Source organism: Cellulomonas sp. EB106-03-03-XG116, from assembly GCF_058792015.1.
The window spans coordinates 1-10,323 of the sequence record NZ_JBYTEP010000085.1; the positions used below are offsets into that span (position 1 = coordinate 1).

The 10,323-nt window shown below is 76.8% G+C and carries 12 protein-coding genes; 8 read left to right on the forward strand and 4 right to left on the reverse strand.

Annotated features, from left to right (window positions below):
* The first annotated feature begins 244 nt into the window (after window positions 1-244).
* The 5 genes from AC3WUG_RS18625 to rimI all read left to right on the forward strand — a co-directional run bounded on the left by AC3WUG_RS18625 (window position 245) and on the right by rimI (window position 4,046).
* A complete protein-coding gene (locus AC3WUG_RS18625) occupies window positions 245-865 on the forward strand; it encodes a nucleoside/nucleotide kinase family protein (RefSeq protein ID WP_492329041.1) in 621 nt (206 codons plus the stop codon).
* A gap of 58 nt (window positions 866-923) precedes the next feature.
* Window positions 924-2,123 (forward strand): alanine racemase, encoded by a 1,200-nt coding sequence (alr, locus tag AC3WUG_RS18630; protein ID WP_492329032.1) that lies wholly within the window; start codon window positions 924-926, stop codon window positions 2,121-2,123.
* A complete protein-coding gene (gene tsaE / locus AC3WUG_RS18635) occupies window positions 2,120-2,692 on the forward strand; it encodes a tRNA (adenosine(37)-N6)-threonylcarbamoyltransferase complex ATPase subunit type 1 TsaE (RefSeq protein WP_492329033.1) in 573 nt (190 codons plus the stop codon). Before alr ends, tsaE begins: the two co-directional genes overlap by 4 nt.
* Window positions 2,693-2,799: 107 nt before the next feature.
* Window positions 2,800-3,519 carry a tRNA (adenosine(37)-N6)-threonylcarbamoyltransferase complex dimerization subunit type 1 TsaB gene (gene tsaB / locus AC3WUG_RS18640; RefSeq protein WP_492329034.1) on the forward strand — a complete coding sequence of 240 codons (720 nt, stop codon included), beginning with the start codon at window positions 2,800-2,802 and terminating at the stop codon, window positions 3,517-3,519.
* Complete coding sequence (gene rimI / locus AC3WUG_RS18645) at window positions 3,516-4,046, forward strand: ribosomal protein S18-alanine N-acetyltransferase (protein ID WP_492329035.1); 531 nt, start codon at window positions 3,516-3,518, stop codon at window positions 4,044-4,046. The genes tsaB and rimI overlap by 4 nt, the downstream gene beginning before the upstream one ends.
* A 94-nt stretch (window positions 4,047-4,140) precedes the next feature.
* On the opposite strand, the gene AC3WUG_RS18650 is transcribed toward rimI, so the two are convergent.
* On the reverse strand, window positions 4,141-4,788 hold the full coding sequence (locus AC3WUG_RS18650) for a malonic semialdehyde reductase (RefSeq protein ID WP_492329036.1): 648 nt from the start codon (window positions 4,786-4,788) through the stop codon (window positions 4,141-4,143).
* Window positions 4,789-4,893: 105 nt separating this feature from the next.
* Between AC3WUG_RS18650 and tsaD the strand changes: the two genes are divergently transcribed.
* Window positions 4,894-5,952 carry a tRNA (adenosine(37)-N6)-threonylcarbamoyltransferase complex transferase subunit TsaD gene (tsaD, locus tag AC3WUG_RS18655; RefSeq protein WP_492329037.1) on the forward strand — a complete coding sequence of 353 codons (1,059 nt, stop codon included), beginning with the start codon at window positions 4,894-4,896 and terminating at the stop codon, window positions 5,950-5,952.
* A 30-nt stretch (window positions 5,953-5,982) separates the two neighbouring features.
* Here the strand turns inward: tsaD and AC3WUG_RS18660 are convergent, their stop codons facing one another.
* Complete coding sequence (locus AC3WUG_RS18660) at window positions 5,983-7,131, reverse strand: glutamate--cysteine ligase (RefSeq protein WP_492329038.1); 1,149 nt, start codon at window positions 7,129-7,131, stop codon at window positions 5,983-5,985.
* Window positions 7,128-8,327 carry a class I SAM-dependent methyltransferase gene (locus AC3WUG_RS18665; protein ID WP_492329039.1) on the reverse strand — a complete coding sequence of 400 codons (1,200 nt, stop codon included), beginning with the start codon at window positions 8,325-8,327 and terminating at the stop codon, window positions 7,128-7,130. Before AC3WUG_RS18665 ends, AC3WUG_RS18660 begins: the two co-directional genes overlap by 4 nt.
* Window positions 8,328-8,578: 251 nt before the next feature.
* Between AC3WUG_RS18665 and groES the strand changes: the two genes are divergently transcribed.
* Complete coding sequence (gene groES, locus AC3WUG_RS18670; protein ID WP_122149810.1) at window positions 8,579-8,875, forward strand: co-chaperone GroES; 297 nt, start codon at window positions 8,579-8,581, stop codon at window positions 8,873-8,875.
* A 392-nt stretch (window positions 8,876-9,267) separates the two neighbouring features.
* On the opposite strand, the gene AC3WUG_RS18675 is transcribed toward groES, so the two are convergent.
* Complete coding sequence (locus AC3WUG_RS18675; protein WP_147794312.1) at window positions 9,268-9,570, reverse strand: WhiB family transcriptional regulator; 303 nt, start codon at window positions 9,568-9,570, stop codon at window positions 9,268-9,270.
* Window positions 9,571-9,914: 344 nt separating this feature from the next.
* Between AC3WUG_RS18675 and AC3WUG_RS18680 the strand changes: the two genes are divergently transcribed.
* On the forward strand, window positions 9,915-10,323 hold a 409-nt coding region (locus AC3WUG_RS18680; RefSeq protein WP_492329040.1), incomplete at its 3' end, for a MerR family transcriptional regulator.

Genomic DNA, 10,323 nt, shown 5'->3' on the forward strand with positions numbered 1-10,323 from the left:
GCGCTGGTGCACGGCCGGGCGGCGGAGACGGCGGTGCCGGGCGGGCCGGTGACGGCGCTGGGCGTCGCGCACGCGGTCCCGGCGACCGTGGCAGGCTTGCTGCGTGGCTGAGACCCCGACCGTCACCGCCGACGGGCACCCCGACGACCGCGCGCACCGCACGGGCCCCCAGGGCCCCGGCCCGGACGCCCTGCGCCCGCCCGCCCCGTCCGCCCCGCCCGCCGACGCCCCGCTCCGGGACGACCTGCGGCGCCGGGTCGCGGCGCTGCTCGACGCGCCGGGCACGACGACGGCCCCGGCGCGCCGGCTGCTCGGGATCGCGGGTGCGCCCGGCGCCGGCAAGTCGACGCTGAGCGCGCAGATCCTCGCGGCGTTCCCGGGCCGGTGCGTCGTGGTGCCGATGGACGGGTTCCACCTCGCGCAGACCGAGCTCGAGCGCCTGGGGCGTGCGGACCGGAAGGGCGCGCCGGACACGTTCGACGCGGCCGGCTACGTCGCGCTGCTGCGGCGGCTGCGCGCGCCGGTGCCGGGGGAGACGGTGTACGCGCCGGAGTACCGCCGCGACCTGCGCAACGGCGTGGCCGGGGCGATCGGCGTGCCCGCGGACGTGCCGCTCGTGATCACGGAGGGCAACTACCTGCTGCTCGACCAGCACGGGTTCGCCCCGGTCCGCGAGCTGCTGGACGCCTGCTGGTTCGTCGACCTGCCCGAGGAGGTGCGGGCGGAGCGGCTGGTCGCCCGGCACGAGCTGTTCGGCAAGCCGGCGGCCGCCGCGTACGCGTGGACGCACGGGCCGGACCAGCGGAACGCCGACCTCGTGGCGGCGACCCGGGCCCGGGCGGACGCGGTCGTCACGGTCGACTGACCGGCCGCGCCGCGCGCCCCCGCGCGAGGCACCCGCGCGCCGGTGGGACACTGGGGGCGTGAGCAGGTTTCCCGCGCGGGCGGTCGTGGACCTCGGGGCCGTGCGTGCCAACGCGCGGACCCTGGGCGACCTCGCCCCGACGGCGCAGCTCATGGCGGTCGTGAAGGCGGACGCCTACGGGCACGGGCTGCTCCCGGTCGCGCGCGCCGCGGTCGAGGGCGGGGCGACCTGGCTGGGCGTGGCGCAGGTGTCCGAGGCGCTGGCCCTGCGCGCCGGTGGCGTCACCGCGCGCGTGCTCACCTGGCTGTACGCCCCGGGGGCGCCGCTGGCCGAGGCGGTGGCCGCGGACGTCGACCTGTCGGTCGCCGCGCCGTGGGCGCTGCGCGAGGTGGCCGACGCGGCCCGCCGCACGGGCCGCACCGCCCGGATCCACGTGAAGGTCGACACGGGCCTCGGCCGCAACGGGCTGACCCCGGCGGACCTGCCGGCCGTCGTCGACGAGGCGCTGCGGCTCGAGGCCGAGGGCGTGGTCCGCCTGGTCGGCATCTGGTCGCACCTGGCGTTCGCCGACGAGCCCGGCCACCCGAGCCTGCACGCCCAGGGCGACGCGCTGCGCGCCGCGGCGGCGGACGCCGAGGCCCGGGGAGCCCGGTTCGAGGTGCGGCACATCGCCGCCTCCGCCTCGACGCTGACGGACCCGGAGCTGCACCTCGACCTGGTGCGCCCGGGCATCGCCCTGTACGGGCTGACGCCGGTGCCGCAGCTCGGCGGCCCGGAGCGGTTCGGGCTCGTGCCCGCGATGACGGTCGAGGCCGAGCTCGCGAACGTCAAGCGGCTGCCGGCCGGGCACGGCATGTCGTACGGCCACCACTACGTGACGCCGCGCGACACCGTGGTCGGCGTGGTGCCGCTGGGCTACGCGGACGGAGTGCCGCGGCACGCGTCGGGCGAGGACGGCGCCCCGGGTGCGCCGCTGGGCGTCGGCGGGCGGCGCCTGGCGATCGCGGGGCGGGTCTGCATGGACCAGGTGATGGTGGACCTCGGACCCGGCGCGACCGAGCAGGCCGGGGACCGCGTGGTGCTGTTCGGCACCGGCGCGGACGGCGGGCCGACGGCGCAGGACTGGGCGGACGCGGCGGGCACCATCAGCTACGAGATCGTGACCCGGCTCGGTGCCCGGGTGCCGCGGGTGTACGTGGACGGCGGCCGGGAGGTCCCGGCGAGCGGCGCGACGCGCGTCGCGGAGGGAGTGGCGTGAGCGAGCAGGACGGGGCGACCGCGACGGTCGCCGAGGTGACGGTGGACCTGGGGGACGCGGACGCGACCCGGGCGTACGGCGAGGCCCTCGCGGGGCTGCTGCGGGCGGGCGACCTCGTCGTGCTGACCGGCGACCTCGGCGCGGGGAAGACGACCCTCACCCAGGGCATCGGCACCGGGCTCGGCGTGCGCGGCGCGGTGGCGTCGCCGACGTTCGTGATCGCGCGGGTGCACCCGCCCCTCCCGCGGCCCGACGGCGCGACCGGCCCCACCCTGGTGCACGTCGACGCCTACCGGCTGGGCTCGCTGGACGAGGTCGACGCGCTCGACCTGGACACCTCGCTCGACGAGTCGGTGACGGTCGTCGAGTGGGGCGAGGGGCTCGTCGAGTCGCTCGCCGACGACCGCCTGGAGGTGGCGCTGCGCCGCCCCCGCGGCGCCGACGCCGCCGGAGGCGCCCCGCACGCCGAGCACGCGGAGGACGCCGCCGCCGGCGTGCGCGCGGTCACGGTGCGGGCGCGCGGCGACCGGTGGCGCGGCGTCGCGCTGCCCGGCGCGCCCTCCGCCTGACGACCGGCGCCGCCGCGCGCCGACCCCGCGGTCGGCCCGCCGCGACCCGCCGACGCCCGACCCCGACCCCCGATCCCCGATCCCCGATCCCCGAAGGAACCCCACCGGTGCCCGTCCTCGCGCTCGACACCTCCGCCGCCGCGTCCGCCGCCGTCGTCGACGACGCCGGCCGCACCCTGGCCACCCGGTCCACCGGCGAGGCCCGCCGGCACGCGGAGACCCTGACCCCGCTGCTGGACGAGGTGCTGGCCGAGGCGGGCGTCGCCCGCACGGACCTGGCCGCCGTGGTGGCCGGCACGGGCCCGGCGCCGTTCACCGGCCTGCGCGTCGGCCTGGTCACCGCGCGCACGCTGGGCCTGGCGCTCGGCGTCCCGGTGCACGGGGTGTCCTCGCTCGACGCGCTGGCGCTGGCCACGGTCGCGGCCGCGGCGTCCGGCGCCGGACCGGACCTCGACGGCCGGGAGGTGCTGGTCCTGACCGACGCGCGCCGCAAGGAGGTCTACTGGGCCCGGTACCGGGCGGTCGTCGGCGCGGGCTCCGCCCCGTCCGTCGAGGCGGTCGAGGGCCCTGGCGTGGCGACGCCGGCCGCGGTCGCGGAGCAGGGGCTCGACGGGCTGCTGCTCGTCGGGCCGGGCACCGCGCTGTACCCCGAGCTGCTGCCGCCGGTCGCCGGCACCCCGGACGCCGTCGACGCCGCGGACCTCGCCCGCGTCGCGCTCGCGCGGCTCGCGGTCGGCGGCGAGGGGCTGGTGCTGCCGACCGAGCCGCTGTACCTGCGCCGCCCGGACGCCGTGCCGCCGGCCGCCGCGAAGCGGGCCCGGGCGTGACGTCGCCCGGGGACGGCGCGCACGACGGGGCCGCGGCCCCGGGCGGCCCTGCGTCGCAGCCCCCCGGCGACGGCACCGCGGACGTCCTGCTCCGGCCGCTCGTCCCCGGTGACCTCGACGCGCTCGAGGAGATGGAGGAGGCGCTGTTCGGGGCGGGCGCCTGGTCCCGCGTGTCGCTCGCCGAGGAGATCACCGGCCTCGGCCGCTGGTACGTCGGCGCGCAGGACCGCGCGTCGGGCGAGCTGGTCGGCTACGCGGGCCTGTGGTTCGACGGCTACGACGGCCAGGTGATGACCGTCGGCACCCGCCCGGACGCCCAGGGCCGCGGGGTCGGTCGGATGCTGCTGGACGCGCTGCTCGACCACGCGCGCGAGCTCGGCGCGGGCGACGTGCTGCTGGAGGTGCGGGTCGACAACGAGCCGGCGCTCCGGCTGTACGAGCGCGCGGGCTTCGAGCGGTTCGGCCGGCGCAAGGGCTACTACCAGCCCGAGAACGTCGACGCCTGGACGATGCGCCGCAAGGCCTGAGCCCCGGGCCCGCGGTGCGACGAGGGCCCCGCCCGGACGAGCCGGTGCGGGGCCCTCGTGCGCGGCCGCCCGGGGAGGCGGGCGGCGTGCGACGTCAGACCGTGCGCGCGACGTCCTCGAAGTCGAGGCGGCCCTGGCGCGGGTGCGAGGCCGGCATGCCGAAGCCCTCGACGTCCTCCGGGGCGCTGCCCACGTTGAGCACCATGATCGAGCGCCAGCCCGACCCGGCGAGCAGGTCGGCGTCCAGGCCGGGGGCGTCGAAGCCGGTCATCGGGCCGACGTGCAGCCCCGCGGCGCGCAGGCCGACGATCAGGTAGCCCGCCTGCAGGAACGCGTTGTCGCGGGCCATCCGCGCGCGGACGTCCTCGACGCCGGCGAAGTTGTCCCGCGCCCCGGCCATGTGCGGGGCCAGGCGGGGGAGCTGCTCGTGGAAGTCGACGTCTGCGGCCACGACGATGCTGAGCGGGGCGCGCCGGGTCTTGGCCTTATTGCCCTCGTTCATGTGGTCGACGAGGCGCTCGCGGCCCTCGCCCGAGCGGACGAGCAGCAGGCGCAGCGGCAGGGAGTTCATCGCGGTCGGGCCCCAGCGGACGACGTCCCAGACGGCCCGGACCTGCTCGTCGGTGACCTCGCCGTCGCTGAACGTGTTGACGGTGCGGGCGTCCCGGAACACCAGGTCCACGATCTCCTGCGGGACGCGGAGGTCGGCGGCGGCGGACGACGGTGCGGTGTCGATGCTCATGAACGGTTGAATGCGCAACGACCGGCCGGTCATCCCGGTTGCCTGGGTGAACCGTGTCACACCGCCCGCGCGAGGGCGGCCCGGCGCGCGGCCTAGAATCGGGGCATGCCTGAAGCGCCCCTCGTCCTGGGGATCGAGACGTCCTGCGACGAGACCGGGGTCGCCCTGGTCCGCGCCCACGCCGACCGCAGCGAGCTCCTGGTCGACGCCGTCGCATCCTCCATGGACGAGCACGCGCGGTTCGGCGGGATCATCCCCGAGATCGCCTCCCGCGCCCACCTCGAGGCGATGATCCCGACGATCGAGCGCGCGCTCGGCACCGCCGGGGTCACGCTCGCGGACGTCGACGCGGTCGCCGTCACCGCCGGGCCCGGCCTCGTCGGCTCGCTCACCGTCGGCACGGCCGCCGCGAAGGCGCTCGCCTACGGCCTGGGCAAGCCGCTGTACGGCGTCAACCACGTCATCGGCCACGCGGCCGTCGACGAGCTCGTGCACGGCCTGTTCCCCGACCGGGTCATGGCGCTCGTCGTGTCCGGCGGGCACTCCAGCCTGCTGCTGATCGACGACGTCGTGACCGGGGTGCACGAGCTCGGCTCGACGCTCGACGACGCGGCGGGGGAGGCGTTCGACAAGGTCGGCCGGCTGCTCGGCCTGCCCTACCCCGGCGGCCCGCACATCGACCGGCTGGCGCGCGAGGGCGACCCGACGGCCATCCGGTTCCCGCGCGGGCTCACGGCGGCGAAGGACCAGGCGAAGCACGCGTACGACTTCTCGTTCTCCGGCCTCAAGACCGCCGTGGCCCGCTGGGTCGAGGCGCGCGAGGACGCGGGCGAGGACATCCCGCTCGAGGACGTGTCCGCGTCGTTCGCGGCGTCGGTGGCCGACGTGCTCACCGGCAAGACGATCGCCGCGTGCCGGGAGCACGGTGTCGACACCCTGGTGGTCGGCGGCGGGTTCTCGGCGAACTCGCAGCTGCGGGACATGGCCGCCGAGCGGTGCGCCGCGGCGGGGATCGACCTGCGCATCCCGCCGATCAGGTACTGCACGGACAACGGCGCGATGATCGCCGCGCTGGGCGCCGCGGTCGTGCGCCGCGGGCTGCCGGCGTCGGACTTCGCGATCGGCGTCGACTCGACGATGCCGCTGGAGACCGTCACGGTCTGAGGCGCGCCCCGCCGCGGGGCGGCGCCGGCGTCAGAGCGGCCGGCCCGCCCGCATCTCCGCGACCAGCGACGCCACCACCGCGTCGAGCTCGCCCGCGTTCCGCCGGGCCACGGCGCGCTGCCGCTGGTAGGACGCGCCCTTGCGCAGGATCACCCGCACCGCGTCGAGCTCGGCCGCGCAGCCCAGCCGCTCGGCGACCGGCTCCAGGTCGACCAGCAGCCGCGCGACGGCGTCGGTGACGAGCTCCTCGTCGCCCGCCGCGTTCGTGATGATGATGGCGTCCATGCCGTAGCGCGCCGAGCGCCACTTGTTCTCCTGCGCGAACCACGGCGGGATCGTCGGCAGCTCCTCGCCGCGGTCGAGCAGCGTGGAGAAGTGCTCGACGAGGCAGTGCGTGAGCGCGGCGAGGGCCGTCACCTCGAGCAGGCTGGGGGAGCCGTCGCAGATCCGGGCCTCGATCGTGCCGAACCGCGGGGACGGGCGGACGTCCCACCGCACCTCGTCGAACGCGTCGATGACCCCGGTGTGCAGCATGTCGCCGACGTAGGCCTCGAGCTGGTCCCAGCGCTCGAACTGGAAGGGCAGCCCGGCGGTCGGCAGCTGCTGGAACATGAGCGCGCGGTTCGACGCGTACCCGGTGTCCTTGCCGCCCCAGAACGGGCTGGACGCGGAGAGCGACTGCAGGTGCGCGAACGTGGTCAGCAGGGCGCGGGAGATCGGCAGCACCTTGTCCCGGTCCTCGACGCCGACGTGCACGTGCACGCCGTAGATCAGCATCTGCCGGCCCCACCACTGCGTCCGGTCGATCAGGGTGGCGTACCGCTGCTTGTCGGTGACCTTCTGCTGGGCCCAACGTGCGAACGGGTGCGTCCCCGCGCTCATCAGCTCGACGCGCAGCGGGTCGGTGACGGTCCGCACCTCGTCGACCGCGCGCTGCAGGTCCGCGCCCGCCTCTCCGACGGTCCGGCAGACCCCGGACACGACCTCGACGGTGTTGAGCAGCAGCTCCTGCTTGATCGCGGGGTGCTCGGCGGCGCCCGCGGGCCGGACCGCGTCGAGGACGGTGCTCGCGACCTGGCGCAGGTCCCCGGAGTCGGCGTCGACGAGCGCGAGCTCCCACTCGATGCCGACGGTCGACCGCTCGGACCGCGCGAACGGCAGCCGGGCCGGGGTGGTCACGCGGCGGCGCCGACGGGCTCGACGAGCAGCACCTGCTGCTGGCCGGCGACGCGGGTGAGCACGATCGTCGCGGCGGCCGTCCCGCGGAGGTCGAGCTGGCGGCGCAGCTGCTCGGGCACGACCGCGGTGCCGCGCTTCTTGATCGTCAGCGACCCCACGCCCCGCTCGCGCAGGTAGGACCGCAGCCGCTTGAGGCCGAACGGCAGGGTGTCGAGCACGCGGTAGGCCGTGGCGAACGGGGTCGCGTGCAGCGCGTCGGAGGTCACGTAGGCGATCGTGCTGTCCACGAGCCGTCCCTGCACCTCGGCGGCGACCTCGGCGACCAGGCCGGCGCGGATCACGGCGCCGTCGGGCTCGTAGAGGTAGGCGCCGACCGGCCCGACCTCGGCCCGGGTGCGGTCGGCGGCGGCGCGCAGCACGGCGGACCCGCCGGCGGCACCCAGCAGCAGGGCCGACCGGCCGGGGCCCTCGGGGGCCAGCGGGCCGAACCACAGGCCGAGCTCCACGACGTCGCCGTCGACCGACACCCACTGCGCCTCGGCGTCGTCCGGCAGCGCGCTGTGCGGCACCCCCGGGCCGAGCTTGAGGCCCAGCGCGGGCACGCGCTCCCGGATCGCGAGGACGTCGTCCAGCGGCGGGGCGTACGCCGCGGGGTCGAACACCCGGCTTCCGCCCGACGTCCGGCGCGCGGGGTCGGCGTACACGCCGTCGACGCCCTCGGCCGCGAGGTCGACCGCCAGCCCGTCGCCGTGCCGGACCTCCGCCTCGGGGAACGCGCGCAGGTTGATCGTGGCCAGGGCGGCGGTGGTCTCGTCGGCGTCGACCGCGAGCACCCGCAGCCCCACCCCGGCGAACGCCATCGCGTCGGCGCCGAGGCCGGAGGTCAGGTCGGCGACGCGGGTGACGCCCGCGGCGGCGTACCGGCGGGCGTGCCGCGCGGCGACGACCAGCCGGGTGGCCTGCTCCAGGCCCGCGGGGGTGAACAGCATGCCGTCGGCGAACTCGCCGAGCTTGTCGTGGGCCTTCGCGCGCAGCCGCGACTGGGTCAGCGCGGCCGCCACCAGGTCCGCGTCGAACCCGTCCTTGCGCAGCCGCTCGGACAGGGCCATCGCGTGCCGCTCGTCGTACGGGGGGAGGGCGGACAGCAGGGCCCAGCCCTCGGGGCTGAGCAGCTTGGCGAGGCCGGACGCGTCCATCCCGCGATCCTCGCACGGCGCCGCGGCCCGGCGTCCGGCGCCGCGACGGGGGCGGACGGATGTGACGTCGGACCCCCCGGACGCTGGCACTCGCCTTGACCGAGTGCTAACGGGTTCCTAGAGTGCTGATCGGCACTCTCCTCGTGGGAGTGCCAGCGCACCGCAGTTCGGCCGGCACCCGCGACGACGGCTGGACCGACGGGGCGACAACGGACATCAGGCAGCACTCACACGCGAAGGGGAGGTCCGCTGTGTCGGTCTCCATCAAGCCGCTCGAGGACCGGATCGTCGTCAAGACGCTCGAGGCGGAGCAGACGACCGCCTCCGGTCTCGTCATCCCGGACAGCGCCAAGGAGAAGCCCCAGGAGGGCGAGGTCCTGGCGGTGGGTCCGGGTCGCATCGACGACAACGGCAACCGCGTCCCGCTCGACGTGGCGGTCGGTGACAAGGTCATCTACAGCAAGTACGGCGGCACCGAGGTCAAGTACGACGGCGAGGAGTACCTCATCCTCTCCGCGCGCGACATCCTGGCGGTCGTCACCAAGTGACGTCCCCCGCCGGCCCGTGAGGCCGGCGGACGCCTGACGAGGGCCCCCTCCGCGGACGGAGGGGGCCCTCGTCGCGTCCGGCGCCTGCGCGTGCGCGGGCCGGTCCCGCCGTCGAGAGTGCGACCGACACGTCGAGCGCGTCGTCGCCGGCTGCTCGCTCGACGTGCCGAGCACCCGCTCGGCGCGCGCAGGCGGGCGTGCCGAGCGGTCGGGGCGCGGTCGGCGGCGCGCCTCCCGCGGCTGGGCGCGGGCCGGGCAGCACGACGGGGCCCCCCCGCATGCGGAGGGGCCCCGTCGCTCGTGGACGGCGACCGCGCGGTGTCGCACCGCGCTCGGTCGCCACGCTCAGGTGGCGGCGTCCGGGCCGCCGGGCGGCTCGGACGACTCGCGGCTCAGATCGCCTGGTGGGTCGTCCGGCCGGCGCGCTCGGCGAGGACGGCGGTGCGCTCGTCCTCGGAGAGGCCGCCCCAGACGCCGTACGGCTCGCGGACCGCGAGCGACTGCTCGCGGCACTCGTTGATGACCGGGCAGGTCGCGCAGATCGCCTTGGCCGCCTCGGCACGGCGCCGGCGCGCGGCGCCCCGCTCGCCCTCCGGGTGGAAGAACAGGTCCTGGTCGGCGTCGCGGCACGCGCCCTCGTACTGCCACTCCCAGAGCTCCATCACGGGTCCCGGAAGGCGGGAGATCTCGGCCATGGGGGTCCTCCATCCACTCGGCGCGGTGGCGCCGTTCTGATGACGTGCGGGGGCGGTCCCGCCGGCGACCGTTCCCTGGGACCGAGGTCCCTGGTGCGTCGGCTGAACTGCACTGATGAGGACAGTACAACCGCGCCAGCAGTTGTTCAAGACCGTGTCGCGAATCGGTTCACGGCGAATCGCTTCAGTCGTCCCATCAGGGCTGGCGCGATTCGTGGCGCGGTTTGCTCGGCACGTCGCGTACTGCTGGCGCGGTCCGGTCCGCCGCCGCTGGAAACCGCGCCAGATCCCCGGCACAATCGAGGACGGGCCGCGGGACGGACGGCGGGGACGAGACGGACGAGATGCAGCACAGCGAGGACGAGGAGCCGACCGGCGACGCCGGGCGGGGCCCCGACGACGGCACGACCGAGGCGCTGGACCTCGACGGGCCGATCCTCACCGTCGCCGCCGTCGCCTCGCGCCTCGGGGTCGCCCCCGCCACGCTGCGCACCTGGGACCGCCGCTACGGGCTCGGCCCGTCCGAGCACACGGCGGGCGCGCACCGCCGGTACAGCACGGCCGACCTGGCGCGCCTCATGTCCATGCGGTCGCTCACGCTCGACGGCGTGCCCCCGGCGGACGCCGCCCGGCTCGCGCGCGAGGGCGCGCCCGGGGTCCTGCCCGAGCCGGTGGCACCGTCCGAGCGCGACGTCGCCCGCGCGGGCCGCGGCGTCGGCGACGCCGGGTCCGGCGCCCCGGGCCCCGCCGCGG

What these genes read in the sequence shown, in the direction of transcription:
- AC3WUG_RS18675 (WP_147794312.1), bottom strand. Translation starts at nt 9,570, where the DNA reads ATGGCCGAGATCTCCCGCCTTCCGGGACCCGTGATGGAGCTCTGGGAG.
- AC3WUG_RS18650 (WP_492329036.1), bottom strand. Translation starts at nt 4,788, where the DNA reads ATGAGCATCGACACCGCACCGTCGTCCGCCGCCGCCGACCTCCGCGTC.
- tsaD (WP_492329037.1), top strand. Translation starts at nt 4,894, where the DNA reads ATGCCTGAAGCGCCCCTCGTCCTGGGGATCGAGACGTCCTGCGACGAG.
- AC3WUG_RS18665 (WP_492329039.1), bottom strand. Translation starts at nt 8,327, where the DNA reads ATGGACGCGTCCGGCCTCGCCAAGCTGCTCAGCCCCGAGGGCTGGGCC.